Source organism: Helicobacter pullorum NCTC 12824, assembly GCF_017979475.1.
Classification (GTDB): Bacteria; Campylobacterota; Campylobacteria; order Campylobacterales; family Helicobacteraceae; genus Helicobacter_D; species Helicobacter_D pullorum.
Genome location: NZ_JAERIT010000005.1, coordinates 49,819 through 71,602 on the forward strand (window position 1 = coordinate 49,819; position 21,784 = coordinate 71,602).

General features: G+C 33.5%; 23 protein-coding genes. 15 read left to right on the plus strand and 8 right to left on the minus strand.

Features of this window, described 5'->3' with window-relative positions:
* The 9 genes from JJQ98_RS04935 to JJQ98_RS04975 all read left to right on the plus strand — a co-directional run bounded on the left by JJQ98_RS04935 (nt 1) and on the right by JJQ98_RS04975 (nt 12,227).
* The gene (locus JJQ98_RS04935) at nt 1–978 is read left to right on the plus strand and encodes a hypothetical protein (RefSeq protein ID WP_040499585.1); all 978 of its coding nucleotides are present in this window, start codon (nt 1–3) and stop codon (nt 976–978) included.
* A gap of 15 nt (nt 979–993) precedes the next feature.
* Entirely contained in the window at nt 994–2,115 is a 1,122-nt protein-coding gene (locus JJQ98_RS04940) for a metallophosphoesterase (protein ID WP_151104617.1), read from the plus strand.
* Between the two features lie 66 nt (nt 2,116–2,181).
* A complete protein-coding gene (locus JJQ98_RS04945; protein WP_247596698.1) occupies nt 2,182–4,572 on the plus strand; it encodes a DUF7494 domain-containing protein in 2,391 nt (796 codons plus the stop codon).
* Nucleotides 4,562–4,789 (plus strand): exodeoxyribonuclease VII small subunit, encoded by a 228-nt coding sequence (gene xseB / locus JJQ98_RS04950; RefSeq protein ID WP_005020981.1) that lies wholly within the window; start codon nt 4,562–4,564, stop codon nt 4,787–4,789. Before JJQ98_RS04945 ends, xseB begins: the two co-directional genes overlap by 11 nt.
* Nucleotides 4,789–5,565 (plus strand): carbon-nitrogen hydrolase family protein, encoded by a 777-nt coding sequence (locus JJQ98_RS04955; RefSeq protein ID WP_151104616.1) that lies wholly within the window; start codon nt 4,789–4,791, stop codon nt 5,563–5,565. Before xseB ends, JJQ98_RS04955 begins: the two co-directional genes overlap by 1 nt.
* Nucleotides 5,566–5,675: 110 nt before the next feature.
* Nucleotides 5,676–7,523: an RNA polymerase sigma factor RpoD gene (rpoD, locus tag JJQ98_RS04960; protein WP_005020987.1), complete on the plus strand. Its 1,848-nt coding sequence runs from the start codon at nt 5,676–5,678 to the stop codon at nt 7,521–7,523.
* A 68-nt stretch (nt 7,524–7,591) separates the two neighbouring features.
* Nucleotides 7,592–11,110, plus strand: coding sequence for a DNA polymerase III subunit alpha (gene dnaE / locus JJQ98_RS04965; RefSeq protein ID WP_151104615.1), 3,519 nt, complete (start codon nt 7,592–7,594; stop codon nt 11,108–11,110).
* On the plus strand, nt 11,098–11,469 hold the full coding sequence (locus JJQ98_RS04970) for a translation initiation factor (RefSeq protein ID WP_065827456.1): 372 nt from the start codon (nt 11,098–11,100) through the stop codon (nt 11,467–11,469). Before dnaE ends, JJQ98_RS04970 begins: the two co-directional genes overlap by 13 nt.
* Nucleotides 11,470–11,474: 5 nt before the next feature.
* On the plus strand, nt 11,475–12,227 hold the full coding sequence (locus JJQ98_RS04975) for a pseudouridine synthase (RefSeq protein WP_151104614.1): 753 nt from the start codon (nt 11,475–11,477) through the stop codon (nt 12,225–12,227).
* On the opposite strand, the gene mog is transcribed toward JJQ98_RS04975, so the two are convergent.
* From mog to JJQ98_RS05000, 5 genes are read right to left on the minus strand one after another with little or no spacing between them, the layout of a single operon-like run.
* A complete protein-coding gene (mog, locus tag JJQ98_RS04980; protein ID WP_151104613.1) occupies nt 12,224–12,757 on the minus strand; it encodes a molybdopterin adenylyltransferase in 534 nt (177 codons plus the stop codon). The genes JJQ98_RS04975 and mog overlap by 4 nt on opposite strands.
* Nucleotides 12,754–13,239, minus strand: a complete 486-nt coding sequence (gene mobB, locus JJQ98_RS04985) for a molybdopterin-guanine dinucleotide biosynthesis protein B (RefSeq protein ID WP_151104612.1) — start codon at nt 13,237–13,239, stop codon at nt 12,754–12,756. Before mobB ends, mog begins: the two co-directional genes overlap by 4 nt.
* On the minus strand, nt 13,236–13,691 hold the full coding sequence (locus JJQ98_RS04990) for a molybdenum cofactor biosynthesis protein MoaE (RefSeq protein WP_224757601.1): 456 nt from the start codon (nt 13,689–13,691) through the stop codon (nt 13,236–13,238). The genes mobB and JJQ98_RS04990 overlap by 4 nt, the downstream gene beginning before the upstream one ends.
* Nucleotides 13,692–13,913 carry a MoaD/ThiS family protein gene (locus JJQ98_RS04995; RefSeq protein WP_005020996.1) on the minus strand — a complete coding sequence of 74 codons (222 nt, stop codon included), beginning with the start codon at nt 13,911–13,913 and terminating at the stop codon, nt 13,692–13,694.
* Nucleotides 13,914–13,939: 26 nt separating this feature from the next.
* Nucleotides 13,940–14,293, minus strand: coding sequence for a hypothetical protein (locus JJQ98_RS05000; RefSeq protein WP_005020997.1), 354 nt, complete (start codon nt 14,291–14,293; stop codon nt 13,940–13,942).
* An 83-nt stretch (nt 14,294–14,376) separates the two neighbouring features.
* Here JJQ98_RS05000 and JJQ98_RS05005 point away from each other — a divergent pair, with 83 nt between their 5' ends.
* The 5 genes from JJQ98_RS05005 (at nt 14,377) to proB (ending at nt 17,355) form a co-directional block, all read left to right on the plus strand.
* Entirely contained in the window at nt 14,377–14,751 is a 375-nt protein-coding gene (locus tag JJQ98_RS05005) for a RidA family protein (protein ID WP_151104611.1), read from the plus strand.
* A 92-nt stretch (nt 14,752–14,843) separates the two neighbouring features.
* Nucleotides 14,844–15,158 (plus strand): 50S ribosomal protein L21, encoded by a 315-nt coding sequence (gene rplU / locus JJQ98_RS05010; protein ID WP_172594079.1) that lies wholly within the window; start codon nt 14,844–14,846, stop codon nt 15,156–15,158.
* A 22-nt stretch (nt 15,159–15,180) separates the two neighbouring features.
* Nucleotides 15,181–15,438: a 50S ribosomal protein L27 gene (gene rpmA / locus JJQ98_RS05015; RefSeq protein WP_005021000.1), complete on the plus strand. Its 258-nt coding sequence runs from the start codon at nt 15,181–15,183 to the stop codon at nt 15,436–15,438.
* A 52-nt stretch (nt 15,439–15,490) separates the two neighbouring features.
* Nucleotides 15,491–16,579: a GTPase ObgE gene (gene obgE / locus JJQ98_RS05020; protein ID WP_115056781.1), complete on the plus strand. Its 1,089-nt coding sequence runs from the start codon at nt 15,491–15,493 to the stop codon at nt 16,577–16,579.
* Nucleotides 16,579–17,355: a glutamate 5-kinase gene (proB, locus tag JJQ98_RS05025; protein WP_005021003.1), complete on the plus strand. Its 777-nt coding sequence runs from the start codon at nt 16,579–16,581 to the stop codon at nt 17,353–17,355. Before obgE ends, proB begins: the two co-directional genes overlap by 1 nt.
* Before the next feature lie 297 nt (nt 17,356–17,652).
* Here proB and JJQ98_RS05030 read toward each other — a convergent pair whose 3' ends face one another.
* The 3 genes from JJQ98_RS05030 to JJQ98_RS05040 are packed head-to-tail and all read right to left on the minus strand — an operon-like array spanning nt 17,653 to nt 21,196.
* On the minus strand, nt 17,653–18,645 hold the full coding sequence (locus JJQ98_RS05030; RefSeq protein WP_210670784.1) for a hypothetical protein: 993 nt from the start codon (nt 18,643–18,645) through the stop codon (nt 17,653–17,655).
* Entirely contained in the window at nt 18,599–18,961 is a 363-nt protein-coding gene (locus tag JJQ98_RS05035) for a glycosyltransferase (protein WP_151104609.1), read from the minus strand. The genes JJQ98_RS05030 and JJQ98_RS05035 overlap by 47 nt, the downstream gene beginning before the upstream one ends.
* 3 nt (nt 18,962–18,964) lie before the next feature.
* Nucleotides 18,965–21,196, minus strand: coding sequence for a capsular polysaccharide export protein, LipB/KpsS family (locus JJQ98_RS05040; RefSeq protein ID WP_151104608.1), 2,232 nt, complete (start codon nt 21,194–21,196; stop codon nt 18,965–18,967).
* 140 nt (nt 21,197–21,336) lie between these two features.
* On the opposite strand from JJQ98_RS05040, the gene JJQ98_RS05045 reads away from it, so the two are divergent.
* Entirely contained in the window at nt 21,337–21,762 is a 426-nt protein-coding gene (locus JJQ98_RS05045; RefSeq protein ID WP_104719093.1) for a helix-turn-helix domain-containing protein, read from the plus strand.
* Nucleotides 21,763–21,784: the final 22 nt, after the last annotated feature.

Sequence of the window (21,784 nt, forward strand, 5' to 3'; positions counted from 1 at the left end):
ATGGAGAGAAAAGAATTAATTTGGCAGCTAAAAAAACACGGACATTCTCAAGAATCTTTAGAAGCAATGCCATTTAATGAATTAGTAAAATTGTTTAAAACAGAAAGTAAGCGGAATATTTTGGAATATATGCAGGCTATCAAAGAAGAAAAGCATACAGAAATTATTGCAGAAGATAATACAAGTTTGATTGAAGAAGAACTTGGAAAAATTCGTCATTCTATCATAGGGGAAGATATTAATTATGAGGCTTTGTATGAAGGGATTGAAAATATTTTTGCTCATTATGGTTTAAATGAGTCAATAGAATTGGTTTTAACTCAAGTTAGAGATGGACGCTATAAGCAAATTACTCGCATTATTGAATTGGCATATCGTGCTTATCAAGAGGAATTGCTAGATACGCTTGATCAGTTATTTGCGGATTATCCGCAAGAAGAGAGAATGGAGCAGATGAAGTTTTATAGCTCTAAACGCGAAGATGTGCAATTTTTAAAAGAGACAATCCGAACTATTCAGAGTGGAAACAATCAAAAAAATCTCAGTATGATTGCGCAGTTGAAATGCGAGATTATCAAGGATTATTTCCCGGATTCTTTATATGAAAATTATGAAGAATATTATGAAAATGAAGAGGAGAAAAATGAGATTATCGAGCGAATTATGAAATTGACAAATGCCTATAAACGCCCGATTTTAAAAAGAAAAAAGAGACAAGTTTTGCAACATATTGAGCGAGTTTTGATTAAAGATAAAGAAAGGGAAAAAGAAGAGAAAATATTAATCAAAAAATACAACAAAGAAATTGGAGAAGCCATCACAAATGAAGATGAACTTGGTTTTAGCAATCTTATTAGGGAAGCATTAGAGGTTTTAGATGAGAGAGATGTTAGGCGAATCGTATCAAATCTAGATATTTCTAGCAATCCGGTTTTGTCGCAATATTTTAATACAATCTTGAAAGAAGCAAGACATTGAGAAAATGAGGAGAATATGAAAAATTTTTTTCCATTGATAGCAATATCGGTATTTTTGGTAATGCATGGTTTAATCTATTTTATGTTTATTAGGCGTATTATTACCCCAAAGATTCCTCGTTTGGTCATTAAATATTTTTTGATTCTAAATTTTTTGGGAGTTGTTTGTTATTTTTTTGGAAGATATTATTGGGATATGCCCCAAAGTTTGTATTTTTTGGTATCTCTTTCTATTGGGGTGGCTTTTATTTTGTTTGTTGTAACATTGCTCTACCAGCCCCTTTTGCTGATACCATATTTCAGCAAAAAGCGACGCGGATTTTTGAGGAATGGGATTAATATTTTTAGTGGCATTTTTGCTGGAGGGTATCTTGGGTTTGGAGTGATAGAAGGCAGAATGCAACCAAAGGTTGAAAATGTAGAGATTCCATTGCCTAATCTTCAAGAATCTTTTAGTGCAGTGCAGATTAGTGATTTGCATATAGGGGGTTTGATTGAAGAAAATGTGGTTAGAGGAATTGTCAAACAAGTGAATGCTCTTAAGCCAGATGTGATTTTTTTGACAGGAGATATTATTGATACAGAGGTTTCTAAAGTGCAAAAAGCAATGCAAGAACTCTCCAAACTTCAAGCACCTCTTGGCATATTTTTTGTAACAGGGAATCACGAGTTTTTTCACAATATTGGGGAGTTGTTGGAAAGTCTAAAAAAATATGGAATTAGGGTTTTAGAAAATGAAAATGTTGTATTGTATAAAAACAATCAAGCATTAGTTAATGTGGCGGGAGTTTATGATTTGTTTGGAAGGAGAATTGGGGTTTTGGAGCCTAATTTGGAAGCTGCATTGCAAGAGCGTATAGAAACTCTACCTACTATTTTGTTGGCACATCAACCTAAATTTGTCCTTGAAATCAAAGAAAGTCAAAAAATTGATATTATGTTAAGTGGGCATACGCATGGGGGACAGATTTTTCCATTCCGCTTTTTGGTTATATTAGACCAGCCTTATTTATCAGGATTGCATCAACATAGTCCAAATACAAAAATTTATGTTAATCGCGGGACGGGTTTTTGGGGACCTCCTATGCGTATTTTGGCGCGTTCTGAAATTACATTTTTTCATTTTACAAGAGGCTAGGTTGGATTTGATGAAAAATTTAGTGCAAAAAAAGTATAATATTGCATTTTAAAGTTGTGGTAGAAAATGAGAGTAAGCAAAAAAAATATTTTGTTTTTGTTGTGTTTGGCGACAAATTATGCTTTTGGCTTAGAATTTTACATTAATAGTGGAAGAGAAGATTCAAGGGATTTTGCTGTCTTGAATTTGGTAGATTCTAAGCCTTTTGTGTGTCAAGAAAAATACAATAGGGAATCAGAAGTAGAAAGTATAGTTTGCGAGTTTGATTCAAATCTTATTTCAAGATTCTCAAAAACTAACACACTTTTTTTTGAGATTATACCAGAGATCGGTGAGAATAAGTTTTTTTTGAAAATTATCCCCAAAAACAAGATTAAATTGTTTAATACCGGTATTAATTTGGCATCTCATAATCCAATTCCACAAGAGAGAAGCACAGAATCTACGAGGTGGCAGATTGTTGGGTATAAAGAGAAGATTCCATTTTTATTAGAGCGTGAGAGTGAGGGATTGAATTTCCCCATTTCTTTTGATGAGCCATATTTGGGTGTGGGAGTTTTGGACTTTAGAATGCGTCCAATGGATAATGAAGTAGGGCAAGATAAAGACTATTTTTTGAATATTCAATCATTGTTAGAGAAAAAATCCTATCAAGAAGCATTGAATAGTATTGATGAGATGTTGCAAAATTATCCCGAAACAATTTTTAAGCGTGATATTCTTTTTATGAAGTTAAAAGCATTGCAGAATCTTCAAAATCAAGAAGATTATGAAGAAATAATGGCATTAGGAAAAGCTTGGTTGAATGCTTATCCAGCAGATATTCATGTTCCAGAAGTTTTGTTGTTGATGGCTGAAAATTATGCAAAGATGAATTTCTTTGAAGAAGCAAGCTATTATTATGATAGATTGTTTAAAGAATATAAAGATGATAAATATGAATTGTTAGCAAGGTTAAGTTATGGAGAAAAAATTTTCAAACGCGGAGACAAAAAAAGAGCATTAGAGCTTTATCAATCTGTGCTTAATCAAACGCAAGATTTAGAGATTGCTTCTTTGGCTTCATTGTTGCTTGGAGAATATTATAAAGATGCAGGAGAAAGTAAGCAAGCACAAGATTATCTTAAGAATATTCTTGATGCTAATCCACAATATTTTACAAAAGATGTGGCAAAAAATTATGCGATATTACAAAAATGGGCGGAATCTAATATTTATGAGATTCCAGCTCAAGTAGCTGAAGTGATGTTTTTGTCATTAAAAGATGATGACTTGCCTTTTTATCGTCCTTTATTGAAAGATATGGCTCAATGGTATGATAAATCAGGGAATCTCCAAAAAGCACACCATTATTACCAAATGTTATTACAAAACCCAAAAGATGAAGCCGAAGAAAAAGAGATACAAGCCCTTGATGATACTTTGCTTTTGAATTATGAAGATGATAATGCTACAAAACGCTTGGAACATTATGATTATGTGATTAAAACCTATCAAGGCAAAAATGAAGAAAAAGAGGCGTGGAATAAAAAAGCAGAAACTCTTTATGAGCTACAAAGATATCAGGATGTTTTTGATATACGAGATGTTTTGGGTGAAGATAATTCTATCGTATTAAAGGCAGTGGGTGAGCTTACTAGAGAATCTCTAAAACAGAATAAATGCAAAGAAGCAGCTTATTATGGGAGTTTGTATGACAAAAAAATTCCGCTTAATGCACAAGAAAAAATACAACTTTTTGACTGCCTTTATGAAAATAGGCAGTTTATTCCAGCTTTAGAGATTGCCAAAGAGCAATTGCAAGGTGCGAAAACTCCAAATGAAAAGGAAGATTGGCTATATCGTTTGGCTTGGAGTGAATATAGTGTTCAAAATTACCCTAAGGCCATTTTAGCTTCACGTGATGCAGTGAAAATGCTAAGCAAAGAAAAATACAATGATGCTTTATGGGTTTTGTTTATGGCTTTAGAGCAAGAAGGCAGGAGAGAGGAGGCTTTTGAGCTTTTGCCTATTTTGGAGGAAAAATTAAAAGATGATGTAAAAATGATTGAAATATATCGTGTTATGCTGCTTGATGCTTTAAATAAGAGAGATGATACAGCTATAAAGATTTATGGCAATCATTTGTTGGCTTTACAAGAAAAACATCAAAAATATGAGTATTCTCCATGGGTGGAGTTAAGTTTGGTGGAGGCATTGAATCGTGAGGGTAAATTCCAAGAATCTCTTGAGATATTGCAAAAAGCACAAACTCATATTGTTGCCCCCAAAGAACAGATTCAGATTTTTTATTTGCAGGGGTATTTGAATGCTAAAATTGGCAAGATAGAAGAAGCATTTACTTCTTATGATAAGTGTGAAGCAATCAAAGAACAATCGCCTTGGAAGAATCTATGTATAGAGGCAAAAAAGCTTTTGGAGCTAGAGAATCCAAGAAAGGAAAATAATGGAGAATAAAAACAAAAAAGAAATAGAAAGTAAAAACTTTGAAAATTATTTACAAGAAATTAATCAATGCCTTGAAGAGCTAAATGATGAGAATATCGGATTGCACAAAAGTATGGAAGTGTATAAAAAGGGTATGGAATATCTTAAAGAGGCACAAAAAATGCTTGAAAATGCCCAGCTAGAATGCAATGAATTGAAAATGCAATTTGAAAAGAAGGAAGAATAATGAAAATCGCAACTTTGCAGCTATCATCTCCAAAAATGCAAAGAGAAATTAAGACTTATTTGGATATCGCATTAGAACAAAAAGTAAAGATTGTTTTGTTTGGAGAATATTTTTTTAATCCGTTTTTTAAAGTGATTGAAAGGGATAAAAAAAATCAGCTTATACTCAAGCTCAAAAAAGAGAGTGAGAATCTTATGCAAATTTCTAATGAATATCCTATGATTTTTGTAGCTCCGCTTTTAGAATTAGTTGCAGGAAAGATTTATAAGAGTATAGCAATTATCAATAAGGGAAAGGCATTGCAATATCGCGCACAAAGGCTTATGCCTTATGAACATTGGAATGAGGCAAAGTTTTTTGCTAATACTCTTAGCAAAAATATTAAAACCCCTCCTATTTTTAGTGTTGGGGGGTTTAAATTTTCTGTGCTTTTTGGCTATGAGTTGCATTTTGATGAGTTTTGGTTGAAATTTAAACAAAATAATGTAGATTGCATACTTCTAGCAAGTGCTTCTACCTTTGATTCTTCTTTGAGGTGGAGAAATATTATCAAAATGCGTGCTTTTTTAAATAGCAGTTATATTTTGCGTGCTAATAGAATCGGGCAATATCAAGATGAGGTAACCAATACTTTGTGGAATTTTTATGGCGATTCTTTGTTGGTTAATCCTAATGGGGAAGTTGAGGATTGTTTGGGCGATAGAGAGGAGCTATTGATTGCTAATTTGGATAAAAAATATCTAAAAGAAATCAAGGAATGTTGGAAATTCCGTTAAAGGTTATATTAAAAATTTTTGGGTATAATCCAAAATTTTTCATAAAAAGGTTTGTGTCTTTTAAGGGCAGTTTTATTTTGATCTGATTTTACTTTCTTTGGAGTTGCTACATGTCTGCAAAAAATATTAATCAACAACTTGATGAATTATTTCAATCTAGTTCCAAATATGTCTCATACGAAAAAATCGCTCAAGTTTTAATCAAGCTTCCAACCGCAGCACAAGCAAAAAGAGTAACAGAGTTAGCAAAAAAATACAATAAGCAATTAATGTCGGCTTCTGAAGTGGCTAAATTACTCAATCAAGATGAAGCAAGAAGAATCAAAGAAGATAAAAAGCGTCTTTTAGATGAAGAATTAGAAGATGAATTTGATTTTATGAAAGAGCGTGAGTTACTAGAATGGAGTAGAAGTGATAGCCCAGTAAGAATGTATTTGAGAGAAATGGGGCAAATACCACTTCTAACAAGAGAAGATGAAGTGGAATTGAGCAAAAATATTGAGCTTGGTGAAAATATTATTTTAGATGCGATTTGCTCTGTGCCTTATTTGATTGATTTTATTTTGGATTATAAAGAAGCATTGATTAATAGAGAACGAAGGGTTAAAGAGCTTTTTAAGAGTTTTGATGATGAAGAAGATGAAGAAAGTGTAGAAAGTGAAGAAGAAGAGTTAGAAGAAGGCGAAGAAGAGAGTGAGGGTAAAAAGCCTATTAGTAAGAAAGACCAAAAGCGAGTTGAAAAAGTTTTGGTGAGTTTTAAGGCACTAGAAAAAGCTAAGAAGGATTGGTTGAAAACTTGGGAACAAGAAAAAGGGGAAGAAAATGGAGATATGCTGTATTTGCTTACATTGGCTCACAAAAAGCAATTCCTCAAAGAAAAATTACTCGATTTAGGACCTACAAGTAAATTAATTACAGAGCTTGTAAAGGCAATGGAAAATACAATTAAAAGTGATGAAGGTTTTGAGAGAGAATTAAAGCGTTTGGAATATCGCTTGCCTTTGTTTAATGATATTTTGTTGGCTAACCATAAAAAAATCTTAGATAATATCATTGAAATGAGTAAATCCGATATTGTAGCTGCTGTGCCAGAGGCAACTATGGTATCAACTTATATGGAAATTAAGAAGCTTTTTCAAACTAAAGTTGCTAGTGAAGAAAGTTTTGATTTGGAGCCAGAAAAGCTCAAGCAAATTTTAGAGCAAATTAAACGCGGAAAAGATATTGCTGATAGGGCTAAAACCAAAATGGCAAAATCTAATTTGCGACTTGTAGTTAGTATCGCTAAGCGTTATACAAATCGCGGTTTGCCTTTTTTGGATTTGATTCAAGAAGGGAATATCGGATTAATGAAAGCAGTAGATAAGTTTGAATATAAAAAAGGCTATAAATTTTCTACTTATGCGACTTGGTGGATTAGACAAGCAATTTCAAGAGCAATTGCAGATCAAGCAAGAACGATTAGAATCCCGATTCATATGATTGAGACTATTAACCGAATCAATAAAATTATGCGTAAATATTTGCAAGAAGAAGGCAAAGAGCCAGATATTGAAAAAATTGCAGAAGAAGTTGGACTTCCAGTAGATAAAGTTAAGAATGTTATTAAAATCACAAAAGAACCCATTAGCCTTGAAGCACCTATAGGAAATGGGGAAGATGGCAAGTTTGGGGATTTTGTAGAGGATAAAGCCTCTCTTGGTCCAATGGATAGTATTTTAAAAGAAGATTTAAAAGCACAGATTGATGATGTATTAGACCAGCTTAATGAACGCGAAAAGGCAGTGATTAGAATGCGTTTTGGGCTTTTGGATGATGAATCAGATAGAACATTAGAAGAAATTGGCAAAGAGCTTAATGTTACGCGTGAGCGTGTAAGACAAATCGAATCTAGTGCAATCAAAAAACTAAAACACCCAAAAGTAGGTAGAAAACTAAAAAATTACATTGAGGATTAGTTTTTTATTCCTTTGTTAGTATAAATAGGCTAGAATCTTACTTATTTTGACACAATAGAGGTTTAAAGATGAGTAAGACGCCTGATGAAGTAATCTCACAAGATAAAATTCCTTTTACACATTTGCATCTCCATACAGAATATTCTTTGCTTGATGGCTTAAATAAAATCAAAATTCTTGCCAAACGAATCAAAGAGCTTGGAATGGATAGCGTAGCTATTACAGACCATGGAAATATGTTTGGCGCAATTGAATTTTATAAGGCTATGAAAGAACAAGGCATCAAGCCTATTTTGGGAATGGAAGCTTATTTGCATAATGCAGAAGAAATTAGTGATAAAAGCAATCAAAGATTCCATTTGTGCTTGTATGCTAAGAATCTACAAGGCTATAAAAATCTTATGTATCTTAGCTCACAGGCGTGTTTATATGGATATTATATGAAACCTCGTATTAGCAAAAAAATGCTAAGAGAGCATAGTGAAGGATTGATTTGTTCTTCTGCTTGTTTAAATGGAGAGGTGCAGTGGCATTTAAATTTGAAAAAAGAAGACAATAAAGGTAGAAAGGGTTATGAGAGGGCAAAAGAGGTTGCTTTAGAATACAAAGAGATTTTTGGAGATGATTTTTATTTGGAGCTTATGCGTCATGGGATTGAGGAACAACAACTCATTGATAAGCAAATTATTCAAATTTCATTAGAGACAGGGATTAAAATCATAGCTACTAATGATACACATTATACCAATCAAGGAGATTCTACTGCTCAAGAAGTGGCTTTTTGTATCGGGTTTGGAAAGGACTTTAATGATCCTAATCGTATGCGTCATACAGTGCAGGAATTTTATATTAAAAGCCCAGAGCAAATGGCAAAACTTTATATGGATTTGCCAGAAGCAATTGCTAATACAAAAGAGATTGCTGATAAATGCAATTTGGAGTTGCATTTGGGTGACCCAACACCTCCTAGTTTCAAATTTACAGCTGAATATGCCAAGGCAGAAAATTTAGATTTTACGCAAGATAGTGAATATTTTGCCTATAAGTGCAGAGAGGGTTTAAAAAAGCGTTTGGAGAATGTCGAATCTTCAAGGCATCAAGAATACAAAGAACGCTTAGAAAAAGAAATCGAAATTATCAACAAAATGAAATTTCCGGGTTATATGCTTATTGTATGGGATTTTGTGCGTGCTGCAAAAGAGCGTGGGATTCCTGTAGGTCCGGGTAGGGGGAGTGCGGCTGGAAGTTTGGTTGCTTTTTGTTTGGAGATTACAAATATCGATCCGATGAAATATGATTTGCTATTTGAGAGATTTTTGAATCCAGAGCGTGTGAGTATGCCAGATATTGATATGGACTTTTGCCAAAGTCGGCGTGAAGAGATTTTGGAATATGTTACAGATAAATATGGGCGTCATAATGTCGCACAAGTTATCACATTTGGTATGATGAAAGCCAAGGCGGTGATTAGAGATGTTGCGAGAGTTATGGGAATGCCTTATGGTGAGGCAGACGCATTTGCAAAGCTCATTCCCAAAGAATTAGATATTACTTTGGAGAAAGCTTTTGAAAAAGAACCAAAGATTAAGGAATTGATTGACAAAGATCCTTTGGCTAAGAAAATATGGGATTTTGCGGTTGTTTTGGAAAATACAAAGAGAAATCCCGGGACGCATGCTGCGGCTGTTGTGATTGATTCTGAACATGAGTTGTGGCATAAAGCGCCTTTGTATCGCTCCACGCGAGATGGAATTATAGCGACTCAATATTCAATGAAATATCTTGAAGATGTGGATTTGATTAAGTTTGATTTTTTGGGTTTAAAAACACTTACGCTTGTAGATGATGCTTTGAAGCTTATTAAGAATCGCCATAATTTAGAGATTGATTTCTTGAAATTAGATGTGAATGACAAAAAGGTATATGAGACTTTGCAAAGTGGAAATACTCTTGGGATATTCCAAATTGAATCTAGTATGTTTCAAGGAATCAATAAGAGATTGAGACCAAGCACATTTGAAGATATAATAGCAATTATCGCCTTAGGGCGTCCAGGACCTATGGAATCAGGAATGGTGAGTGATTTTATTGATAGAAAACATGGAAAAGCACCCATTGTGTATATGTTTCCAGAATTAGAATCTATTTTAAGACCAACCTATGGAACAATTGTTTATCAAGAGCAAGTTATGCAAATTGTGCAAAAGATAGGTGGTTTTAGCCTTGGCGAAGCGGATTTGATTCGTAGGGCAATGGGTAAAAAAGATGCTCAAATTATGGCAGATAATAAAAATAAATTTGCACAAGGTGCAGAAAAGCAAGGATTTAATAGAGCTAAGGCAGAAGAGTTGTGGGAATTGATTGTAAAATTTGCTGGGTATGGATTTAATAAGTCGCATTCTGCAGCTTATGCAATGATTACTTTTGAAACTGCATATCTAAAAACTTATTATCCAAAAGAATTTATGGCAGCACTTCTCACTTCAGAAAAAAACTCAACAGATAAAATAGTGGAATATATTGAAGAAGCCAACAAAATGGATATTAAGGTGCTTCCGCCAAATATACAAAAATCAGAATTAGAATTCAGTGTTGCTAGAATTGATGATGAGGATTGTATTTTGTTTGGTTTGGGTGCAATTAAAGGAGCGGGTGAGGTTGCTATTAATATTATTTTAGAAGAGCGTAAAAACAATGGAGATTTTAAGGATTTGGAGGATTTTTTAAGCCGAATTGATCCTCAAAAAGTCAATAAAAAATCTTTAGAAGCCTTTATAAAAAGTGGTGCTATGGATTGTTTTGGCTATACAAGAAGGACGCTTTTAGAACAGGTAGAATTGCTAACAGAGAATGCAAGAACAGCACAAGCTGCAAAGAAAGAAGCAGAAAATTCTCTCTTTGGAGATAGTGAAGAATTTACAGCCATTGCGTTGGAATTGGAAAATAAAGAAGAATATAACAAAAAAGAAATTTTAGAATTCGAAAAAGAAAGTCTTGGATTTTATGCTTCAGGGCATCCTTTGGAGGATTATAAAGAAATCATAAAATCGATTAATTGTGCTTATACTAATCAGATTCAAGATATTGCAGAGAATAGCAGCATTTTGCTTGTTGGAAGTATTGAAGATGTGATTACAAAGTTTTCTAAAAGTGGCAAGCGTTATGGAATCTTGAAATTGCAAGATTTTTATGGGAGCGTGGAATTAACGATTTTTGAAAAAACTTTGTTGGCTTTGGAGGGTATGGATAGAGAAATTCCTATCGCTGTTAAATGCTTTGTGCAAGAGCAAAATGACACTAAAAGCCTTAGAGCAGAGAAAATTTTAACTTTGGAAGAAGCTCAAAAAGAAAAAGTAGAATTTACAATGCAGAAGGCTGATACGAGCGAACCTCTTGTATTGCTTTTAAATGTAGGGCTTAATGAGAGGGTAATTAGTAGTATAAGGGAAGCTGCAATGCGTCATCATGGCAAAAGAGAGCTTAGAATCCTTTTTAAAACACAAACGCAAGAATTGGAGATGGTGAGTTCATTTTTTGTGCATAGTCAAATTAAAGAAGAGTTAAAAGAGCTAGAATGGATAGATTAGATTTAAGCAATCTCAAAATAGGGGCAAACTTTAGAGATGAAATTGATACTTTGTGTAAAAAATGTGGAAATTTAAAAAGTCAATGCCAATGCCAAAGAGTAGTGGAGTTTAAAAGTAGAGATTCTTATTTTTTGTGGATTAACAAACAAAAGAAAAGTGGCAAAGAAGTAACTTTGTGTGGAATCTTTTTTGAAAATAAAGAAGTTTTGGAGAATCTTTTAAAAAGCATTAAAAAGAAAATGGCTTGTGGTGGAGTTTTGAGACAAGAAGAGGGAGGATATGTTATGGAGTTTCAAGGGGAGCATTTGCAAAGTTTAAAAGAAATGCTAAAAAAAGAAAAATTTAGATTCAAAAAGTAAAAATTATGCGTTTAAATCAATACATAGCTCATCATTCTAAGTATTCAAGGAGAGAAGCAGATAGGCTTATTGCCCAAGGAAAGGTTTCTATCAATAAAGAAATTATAAAAGATTTTTCTTATCAAGTCGATGATAAAGTCAAAGTGTATGTCAATGGAAAGTGTTTGAGGAAAAGTGAGGAATATACAGTTATTGTTTATAATAAGCCCAAAGGGGAATTAGTGAGTAAAAAAGATGATAGAGGTAGGAGAACTATCTATGAATCATTGCCAAAAAGATTTGCTCATTTCATTCCTGTTGGGAGGCTTGATTTTGCAAGTGAGGGTTTGCTGCTACTAAGCGATGATGCAAAAGTAGTAACTAAGCTTATGGAAAGCAAGATGGAGAGGATTTATCTTTTGAAGCTTTCAGGTAAGATTCAAGAAGAAGTGTTTGAAGCAATGGAGAATGGACTATCTTTGCAAGATGCAAGAGCAGGGGGACACAAGGAGAGTAAGATTCAATCTATGGAGTTTGCACCATTTTTGGGTTATTGGGTGTTGAAAAATAGCACTAGGTATTCTAAGATTAAAGTAGCAATCAATGAAGGTAAGAATCGAGAATTGAGAAGATTCTTTGCGCATTTTGGTTTAGAAATATTAGATTTGAAGCGTATTTCTTATGGATTTGTTTCATTGAATAATCTCCCCACCCAAAAGGTAAGGTTTTTAGAAAGAGGAGAATACAATAAACTCCATAGGTTTATGGAAGACGATTAGGAAGATTTTGGACGAAAAGCCTTGATAATGTTTTCGTTAGTTTCAAGATAGGCAACCCCAATCAAATCTAGGCAGTAAGGCACTGCTGGAAACACTGCATCAAGGCATTCGCGGATAGACTTTGGTTTGCCCGGTAGATTGATGATGAGGGTTTGGTTGCGGATTCCTGCGGTTTGTCGAGATAAAATAGCAGTGGGGACATATTGCAAACTAGTTTGTCGCATAAGCTCCCCAAAACCCGGTAGCATTTTTTGGCAAACTGCTTCAGTAGCTTCTGGAGTAACATCTCTGATTGCCGGACCTGTGCCACCTGTTGTGATGATTAAATCGCATTTGTCAATATCGCTTAATTGTATGAGTTTTGCTTCAATAGTCTGTTGGTTATCTTCTATGATACAATAAACTTTTTCCCAAGGGGAAGTGAGATATTCTGTGAGAGTTTCTATGATTGCTTTTCCAGAGATATCTTCATAGATCCCTGCACTTGCTCTATCAGAAAGTGTAAGAATGCCTATTTTTGCTTTTTTCATTTATAATCCTTTATATTAGCATTAATCCATTCTAAAATTTCTTGTGGTTGATTGAGATTTAAAATCGCAAGATGTTTGGGGATAGAATCTTTAGAAATGCTTGAATCAATAGCAACAGCATCAATATAGGGAAAAAATCTTTCATCTATCATTTCTCTTGCGACGCAGATTCTAGGGAGTGGAATCTCTTTTAATCCCTCTACAAATAGATAATCACAATGCCCAAACTTTTGGATTATTTTATCCAAATCAAAGCTGTGATGGAATCTAAAGGTAGTTTGAATCGGGCTAAGAATTGCTACATTTGCCCCAGCTTTATAAAAAATATCCGAATCTTTGCCCTCTGTATCAATATTTGCTTTATTTTTTGGGTCGTGTTTGATGATACTCACGCTTTTTTGAGGTGTAAGCAAAAGGGTTAATTTTTGGATTAAAGTAGTTTTGCCACTATTAGAATTTCCCGTAAAGGCAACGGCTTTCATTGCAAAATCCCGCTAAATGGGAGTTTATAACTCCTATCTTTTGCATAGATTCTTTTTCCTTCTTTTAAATCGTATTTCCAAATGGGTGCTTTGTGTTTGAAATCTTCAATAAAATCCTCAAAAAGTTCTAAACAAACTCGCCTTTTGGAGCTAAAAATACCAGCCATATAAGAGCTTTTGTGGTTGGGGACATCACCTCTAGAATGTGCCATTTTTAAAAAGGCGCCTTTTTGAAGTGCTTTTTTATTCCAGTTTAAAAACCATTGATTTAAAAGTGGTTCATAAATATCAAAACTTAAACCATCACAATTATTTTCAGCACGCACAATGCCGGTAAAAATTGCATTTGCACCAAGATTGTTTTGTGTAGAAAAGAAATACCAATTTTGATAAATGGTTGTGGTGTCTAAAGGTGTATCAAAAATTTCTAATCCCATTGTGTTAAGAAGCATTTAGCCACCACAAACAGGGGGTAAAAGTGCTATTTTATCCCCATCTTTAAAAGAAATATCTAAAGAGCTAATAATTTCTCCATTAAGGGCGATTGCACAATGTTGTAACCATTTTTGTATTTCTGTATCTTTTTGTAGCTCTTGTTTTAATTCATAGAAGTTTTTAGCTTCGCTTGTAAGGCTTTTGTTGCCAAGTGGTCCTAATAATTCGATTGTAACCATATATTCCCTTTGCTTATAAACTTTATTTACAGAAGCTCTAAGCGTTCTTCTTTCATCTTATAAGGGAGAATCTTGTTATTTTTTGGGGGTGTTTTTTGTGGGATAATTTTGGGAGATTTTTTTGTATTGAAATTTTTTAGCGGCACAGTTGAGAGGATTTTTCCTGTGCGTGCATCAATAATAAAAGCGGTATTTTTGGGGTGTTTTTGGATTTCGTTTTGAATAGTTCTATCAATTTTTGTTGGAGGTTGGATTTTGTGCTGTGGTTTTGGATGGACTTGAACGAAGTTATCTGCATAGGCATTTGAAAGCAATAAAGCACTTGTGCAACATACACTAGCAAGAAATTTTATTTTTGATGAGAGTGAGATAAATTTCATGGTATTAGTTTCCTTATCTAAGTTTGAATTAATTTGCTATAATTTTATAATATTTCAAAAGCAAAGTAAAGGAGATTTAAATAATGTTGAAAATAGTATCTACAAATCAAGCCCCACAAGCTATTGGTCCATATTCTCAAGCAATTTGTGTCAATGGAATGGTATATACTTCAGGTCAAATTGGATTAACTCCATCAGGAGAAATGGTGCAGGGTATAGAGGCACAAACTAGACAAGTTTTGGAAAATTTAAAAGCAATCTTAAAAAATGCTGGAAGCGGTTTTGATAAAGTGGTTAAAACTACTATTTTTCTTAGCGATATGGATAATTTTGGGATTGTAAATGGAATCTATGCGGAATTTTTTGGAGAGCATAAGCCAGCTAGAAGCACAGTAGCAGTAAAATCTCTACCCAAAGAAGCATTAGTGGAAATTGAATGTATTGCATTCAGCAATTAAAGTATTATTAATAAAAAAATAGGTAAAATAGCGACTTTTATTAAATTTTTTAATAAAAAACTTCAAATTAATTTTATATTTTAAGGAATTGTATTATGTATGCAATCATTCAGAATGGAGGCAAACAATACAAGGTAAGCGAGGGTGATATTTTATTGCTTGATTGCTTAAACCTTGAGCCAAAGTCAAAAGTTGAAGTAACAGAAGTTTTAGCTCTTTTTGATAATGGAGATGTAAAGCTTGGCAGTCCTTATGTAAGTGGGGCAAAAGTGGAGCTAGAAGTTATCAACGAGGGAAGAGGTAAAAAAGTTATTACTTTTAAAAAGCGTAGAAGAAAAGATAGTAAAACCAAAAGAGGTTTTAGAAGAGATTTTACGCGAGTTCGTGTTATTAAAATCGCAGCATAAGATTGCTACATAAGGAGTAAAAATGGCACACAAGAAAGGACAGGGGAGTACCCAAAATAACCGAGATTCTGCTGGGCGTCGTCTAGGAGTAAAAAAATTTGGAGGACAATTTGTCCGTGCAGGGAATATCATTATCAGACAAAGAGGGACAAAAGTTCATCCCGGAAATAATGTAGGAATGGGTAAAGATCACACTATTTTTGCACTTATTGATGGAATTGTCTCTTTTGAAAGAAAAGATAGAAACCGCAAAAAAGTTTCTATTTATCCTGCTTCTTAAATAAACTGCAAAGTCCCCTTTTGGGGCGAACTCATAAAAATTAAGGTAAATTATGTTTGTTGATAGGGTTGAAATCTTTGTATCCTCCGGCAAAGGTGGAGAAGGTGCTGTTTCTTTCCATAGAGAAAAGTTTGTCATCAATGGTGGTCCAGATGGTGGAGATGGTGGCAAAGGTGGAAATGTTTATTTTGTGGTGGATAGGAATACAGATACACTTTCGCATTTTAGAGGACACAAACATTTCAAAGCACAAAATGGTAAGCCCGGGCTTGGTAGAAATAAATATGGCAAAAAGGGCGAGGATTTAATCATTAGTGTTCCACCCGGCACTCAAGTTTTTGATGTAGAGAGTGGAAAGCTTTTGCTAGACTTACTTGAAGAATCTCAAAAAATTTTATTTTTAGAAGGTGGCAAGGGTGGATTGGGCAATGCACACTTCAAAAGTGCTACCAACCAGCGTCCAACTTATGCTCAAAAAGGAATGCCGGGTGTTGAAAAAAATATCCGTTTAGAATTGAAATTAATCGCTGATGTGGGCTTAGTTGGATTCCCAAATGTTGGCAAATCAACACTTGTTTCGGTGCTTTCTAATGCCAAACCAGAAATTGCAAATTATGAATTTACGACTTTGATTCCTTCTTTGGGGATTGTGAATGTTGGGGATTATCAATCTTTTGTGATAGCGGATATACCCGGAATTATTGGGGGTGCTAGCGAGGGAAAGGGATTAGGATTAGAGTTTTTGAGGCATATTGAGCGGACTAGATTTTTGCTTTTTGTATTAGATATAGCAAATTATCGAGATATTAACACGCAATTTGATATTTTGCAAAAAGAATTAAAAAATTTCAGTCAAGAATTGGCAATGCGTCCTTTTGGGATTATGCTTTCAAAAAGTGATACACAAGAAAATAAGCAAGAGATTTTAGAAGAGTTTTTAAAAAGTGAAGCATTAACGCTTATGCCCCATAGCAAGATTCCATATTGTTTTATCTCAAGAGACAAAGAGGATTTTACCTCCCCAAAAGATATTTCAAAACCTATGTTTGTTGTATTGGTATCAAGTGTGGGGGGAGAAAATATCGATTCTTTGAAACATTTGCTTTATGAATGTTTGCAAGAAAACAAAGAGGAAAAATAATGCAAAAGAAAAGAGTTGTCGTAAAAGTAGGAAGCGCGATTTTAGTAGAGAATCAATTGATTAATAAAACAAGAATGGAAGCATTAGTCAAGCTTATTGCTAAATTGCGTGATAAATATGAAGTTATTTTGGTAAGTTCTGGTGCTGTAGCTGCAGGATACACTAAAATCAAACTTGACAAAAATCACCTACCCAACAAACAAGCTCTTGCTGCCATAGGACAACCGCTATTGATGCAAACTTATACCGATTTATTTGCACCTTATGGGATTGTGGTTGCTCAAGTTTTGCTCTCGGCTTATGATTTTGATTCACGCAAAAGAACACAAAATGCAAGAAATGCAATGGAGGTTTTGCTGCAAAGCAATGTTTTGCCTATCATTAATGAAAATGATGTTACTGCAACGGGAGAATTATCGTTGCTATTAGAATTTGGGGATAACGATCAGTTATCTGCCCATGTGGCACATTTTTTTAATGCAGAGATTTTGGCGATTTTAAGTGATATTGAGGGGTATTATGAAGAGAATCCTATTATCAATCCTAATGCCAAAATTTATCCAAAAGTTGAAAAAATTTCACAAGAAGAATTAAAAGCACAAACGACCCCTAATAATATTTTTGCCACAGGCGGAATTGTAACGAAGCTAAAAGCGGCAGATTTTTTGCTAAAAAACAATCGAAAAATGTTTTTGTCAAGTGGGAAGCGTTTGGAGATTTTAGAGAAGTTTTTGCTAGAGGGGATTCAGCTAAGCGGAACTTTGTTTGCTAATTAAAAATGTTTGTAAAATCTACTAAGTTTTGCCTTGATAGATAAAATTTACATTGCTAATAAGTATTTTATGGATTCTATAAAGGAATTTTAAAAATACGCATACTTTAAATCTAGGGCATTATAGTATTTTGTCTTGTAAGTGGTTATAGTTTGTGGCGTATTGTATGGTTTGTGCGTATTTTGTATCGCTCCCTTTAATAGTATTAATAAATGAACCTTTAATGATTTTAAGCCCTAAATTGCTTTATTTCTTAATAGTAATAGAAATTTAATTATTTCATTGCAAATCCTCTACAATTCAACAAGTTTGCTCCACTAATCCCTTAAATTCTAATATCAAATTAGAATAGTCAATTTCTATATTTTTAGTAAAATAATACACAATTATCTCTCCATTACTTCGGTTGTCCTTTAGTGTGTAAGTTTCATCTAGTCTTCTTTGCACCTCATTTGCAAAATATCTTAACTTTCCTTTTTCTTTGCATACGATTTGAATCTCGCACTTTGATTTTAGCTCTGCATTGCCTCCACCATCTAGATTTAAAGCAAAACGATAAAAAATATCACCTTGGAATCTTTTGGAATAAATGTCTAAATATCTATCTTTTATGGGAAGCTTTAAATATAATTTATATTGTGCATTATTTGTTATAAAATCTTGTAAAAGTGGTAAAAGGGGGCAGAAGAGATGATAATAAATTAAAAACAAATAAACTTTATCAGGTGTATCCATGCTGCCAAAATTTAAACTGCGTAAAGAAAATCGTCTCTCATCCCCACTAATATTTTTCCATATTTTGTGGTTGATAGCCCATTCGCTAAATGCCACATAACTAAAAGGCGATTCCCAAAATTTAGTTTTTCCCATAGTGTGAATAATATTACTATTCCTAGAGCTTTGTGGTAAAGTATTATAAAATCCCTTTTTGTTTTGAACTTTAAAATCATACAAATAAGTCAAGATTCCAAAAGGAATTTCATCGCTTGTAGCAGGATAAATTAAACATTCATATTTATAGAGCTCTTTTAAAATCTCAAAACATTGTTGTGTTAAATTAATCCCACTTACGCCACCATTAGTTTTATTTAAACATTGTTTGGAAAAAGATAAAACGCCTCCAACAGGTTTCATAATGGGTTTATTTGTGTTTAATAATCCTTTAGCTTCCAAATATTTTGTTGCACCATCAATTCTGCCTCCACAATCACACTTGAAATCCATCTCATCTAAACATAAAAAATCCTTAATTCCTATCCACCACCAAAGTATCACAATCAAGCCACACCGCACAATCATACTTTTCTAGCAATTCAAAAATGTGGAATTTCGCATAGACAAATCTCTCACCAAACCTAGAAGTTAGCGGAACCTTGCCAATATCTCCGCCTAAATCTCTCAAAAAATCTTCGTGAGTATATTCTATAAAGATTATTTTGTCTTCCCATAATCTTGAAATTTTGCCTCTTGTTTCCTCTGTTATATCATGATACACCACAATATTTGTAATCAAATCTTCATTATATCGCCTAAGCCCAATAATTACATTTGCTAAAGCAAAGGCATAATTTTCATTGCAAGCCAAAAATACACAAGTTTTCTTCTCCATTTTCTACCTCACTAATAATTTAATCGGTTTCATCAAAGGTTTTTTAGAATCCATTACAAAATCTTTTGGACGAGTGATAAGCTTCCTAAAAAGCCGATAAAACTTCGTGTGTGAAATCTCATTTGAAACTTTCTTTGCCACTTGCGTTGCCACCACACTTTTTGTATTTGCCATTTTAGGAAAGACATTTTTAATCTCATATAAATAGGGCTTATAGGCAAAGTTATTGAGTTTATAAGCAAATCTCTCTACGCTCTCACATTCTAGTAGTTTCTCCCCGCAGAATCTGATTTTATAAAAATCAATCCCCTTCGTTCTATGGAAGGTTTTGTTATTTTTCTCATCTTTTACTAACTCTTTTGTAGATACCCCATAGCTATAAAATTCATTTTTCAAATATCTAATAAATCGTAGCATTTTATCTCTATCAAAGCTAAATCCATTCTCCAAAATATCCACAATATACCTTTTTAATTCCGCTTCGTCTTTAGCTTGTAGATTGAGTTTGCTAAAGCGATAAAACGCATTCCCACATAGCACACAAGGCTTTTCGCTCATCATTGCATACACACCCACACCAGAATTAATCATCACTGTCATATCACAGAGATTTAGCAAATCTAAAAAATTCGTATTATCTGCCACAAAAGTAAGATTAGGATATTTTTCTTTATTTACCTCTAGCATTAATGGATGCTTTTTGGCTAAAAATACCACATCATCATTGGCTAGTTCGCCAGCAATTTTATTGATGATTTCTAAAAACCCCCAAAAACTAAAAGGCTCATAAGTGAAATATTCAATAACTTTATCCGTATGCACTTGCAATGGTACAAATATCACTCTTTTGTGGCGGATTCCAAGCTTGCGTCTTAGCTCCAAAACACCCAAAGAATCCCCTTGAGATTCCAAAGTATTTTTACCCACCAAAAGCTCTTTTATGTATTTTTCTGTGGCTTCTTTGTCCTCTATGCTTAATGGTTTATTCCAATGTTTTTCACCATAAGAGCTAGAATCATAATTAAACCCATTAGTATCAAAAAACCAAGAATCAGGCAATGCACCTCTTTCCCAGCAAATATAATTAATCCCCATTTTTCGCACAAATTCATAAATGCTTAATCGCATTGTATTGCCATAAGGATTTGGAAAAAGCACATAAGAAATCTCAAACTTTTTTAAAAACTTCATAAACTTTTGCTCCAAAAACTCATCGCCGCTAAAAAACTCAAACTCCCTTTTGCAAACAATCTCTCCAAGATAAATGCTAATCCCACGCACACAATTAGTAGCTGCACTATCATATACACCAAAAAATAAAATTCTATGCCCAAAAGCCCTTTTATCTTGCAAACAATCTGGACCATCATAGAGATTATTAAATCTTTTTAGATTTTTATAAAATTTCTGATGATTAAGTTCTCTATTATCTAAATAGTTATTTTGGTTAGGCTCAATATGCCAAAAATGATAAAGATAGATTCCAAAAGCTGCCATTTCATTCCCCACAATACTAAACCAAGCACGGAATCCCTTAAAACTATCAAAACTCCAATTTCTAAAATCAAAATCCAAATTCATAGGCATTTTTTCAAAAACCGCACAAGATTTAAATACTCTCATCATAAAATCAAAATCCTCATATCCATGTCCAATGTAAACATTGTCATTTCCGCCTATTTCTAAATATTTGTGGCGATTTAGCACCATAGAGCTAGAAGCGGGGGAATAAAATTTCACAAGTTTATTTGCACCACTTTGCACATCAAATCCCACTAGGGAATCCCACATTTCTTCAGGTTTAGAGAGCAAGAATTCATTTCCTTCTTCTTTTAAATATGCACAAGGTAGCACCAAAAATGCATTAGGATTCCTATCAATCCCCTTGATTTGGATAATTTCTAAAAGTTTTTCTAAATTTTTTTGTGATAAATAGCAATCTACATCCAAAGCCATCACTGCAGGAGAGTTTGCATACATTACGCCTAGATTGCGACATTGTCCTAAACTATAAGCTCCCATTTTCTGTTGTTTTTCGTCCTTGCAATACTCATGCCCGCATTCTGCAATGATTAATGGAATTTCCTTGCAAGCCAAACTTGAAAATCCCTCTACAAAAATATATTTAACTTTGTCATTGCTTTTGTATTTTCTTGCTTTTTGTATTACTCTTTCTTTGATATAAGGACGCTCTTTGCTTGTCCCAAAGGGAATGATGATAGATAATAGTGCCAAAACTTATTCCTTTTTATAAAATAACAAGGCTGAAATTTTATAAATTCTTATTATATGTAACCGATAATTGCGTTATTGATTATCGATATTGTGTTAGTTTAGAATATTGAAAATTATTAGTTTTTCAAAGAAGTAAAGTAATGAAAGTGGTTGAACGCATTAATGAGATTCTAAAAGAAAAAAATATGAGCAAAAAAGAATTAGCCAATCGCTTGATAAATCTAGGAATGAAAGCTAATAAAACAGGAGAGATTCCGACACTTTCAAGCATTTATGCGTATTTGAATGGAAATATTGATATCAAAGCGGATATGATACCTTTTATTGCCGATGCTTTGGGTGTGTTTGAGCAGGAGCTTTTTATGGATAAAAAAGAGAAAAATTTAAAAATATTGAGCAAAATTTATAGTTTTCATACAGAAAAAAATTACCAACAACTAATAGAATTGTTAGAATATCTTTCGCCTAGAAGTTTGGAATACTTGGAGGAAATTTTGTATCAAAATAAAAAGCAAGTTTTGGAATTAAATACCGCACTAGAATCGGGATTGAATAAAAATAAATAGGATTTGAATCTTTGTTTAAAGC

Bases quoted from the DNA above. Each gene is read 5' to 3' on its own strand.
- JJQ98_RS04935 (WP_040499585.1), top strand. From the start codon at position 1: ATGGAGAGAAAAGAATTAATTTGGCAGCTAAAAAAACACGGACATTCT.
- JJQ98_RS04940 (WP_151104617.1), top strand. From the start codon at position 994: ATGAAAAATTTTTTTCCATTGATAGCAATATCGGTATTTTTGGTAATG.
- JJQ98_RS04945 (WP_247596698.1), top strand. From the start codon at position 2,182: ATGAGAGTAAGCAAAAAAAATATTTTGTTTTTGTTGTGTTTGGCGACA.
- xseB (WP_005020981.1), top strand. From the start codon at position 4,562: ATGGAGAATAAAAACAAAAAAGAAATAGAAAGTAAAAACTTTGAAAAT.
- JJQ98_RS04955 (WP_151104616.1), top strand. From the start codon at position 4,789: ATGAAAATCGCAACTTTGCAGCTATCATCTCCAAAAATGCAAAGAGAA.
- rpoD (WP_005020987.1), top strand. From the start codon at position 5,676: ATGTCTGCAAAAAATATTAATCAACAACTTGATGAATTATTTCAATCT.
- dnaE (WP_151104615.1), top strand. From the start codon at position 7,592: ATGAGTAAGACGCCTGATGAAGTAATCTCACAAGATAAAATTCCTTTT.
- JJQ98_RS04970 (WP_065827456.1), top strand. From the start codon at position 11,098: ATGGATAGATTAGATTTAAGCAATCTCAAAATAGGGGCAAACTTTAGA.
- JJQ98_RS04975 (WP_151104614.1), top strand. From the start codon at position 11,475: ATGCGTTTAAATCAATACATAGCTCATCATTCTAAGTATTCAAGGAGA.
- mog (WP_151104613.1), bottom strand. From the start codon at position 12,757: ATGAAAAAAGCAAAAATAGGCATTCTTACACTTTCTGATAGAGCAAGT.
- mobB (WP_151104612.1), bottom strand. From the start codon at position 13,239: ATGAAAGCCGTTGCCTTTACGGGAAATTCTAATAGTGGCAAAACTACT.
- JJQ98_RS04990 (WP_224757601.1), bottom strand. From the start codon at position 13,691: ATGCTTCTTAACACAATGGGATTAGAAATTTTTGATACACCTTTAGAC.
- JJQ98_RS04995 (WP_005020996.1), bottom strand. From the start codon at position 13,913: ATGGTTACAATCGAATTATTAGGACCACTTGGCAACAAAAGCCTTACA.
- JJQ98_RS05000 (WP_005020997.1), bottom strand. From the start codon at position 14,293: ATGAAATTTATCTCACTCTCATCAAAAATAAAATTTCTTGCTAGTGTA.
- JJQ98_RS05005 (WP_151104611.1), top strand. From the start codon at position 14,377: ATGTTGAAAATAGTATCTACAAATCAAGCCCCACAAGCTATTGGTCCA.
- rpmA (WP_005021000.1), top strand. From the start codon at position 15,181: ATGGCACACAAGAAAGGACAGGGGAGTACCCAAAATAACCGAGATTCT.
- obgE (WP_115056781.1), top strand. From the start codon at position 15,491: ATGTTTGTTGATAGGGTTGAAATCTTTGTATCCTCCGGCAAAGGTGGA.
- proB (WP_005021003.1), top strand. From the start codon at position 16,579: ATGCAAAAGAAAAGAGTTGTCGTAAAAGTAGGAAGCGCGATTTTAGTA.
- JJQ98_RS05035 (WP_151104609.1), bottom strand. From the start codon at position 18,961: ATGGAGAAGAAAACTTGTGTATTTTTGGCTTGCAATGAAAATTATGCC.
- JJQ98_RS05045 (WP_104719093.1), top strand. From the start codon at position 21,337: ATGAAAGTGGTTGAACGCATTAATGAGATTCTAAAAGAAAAAAATATG.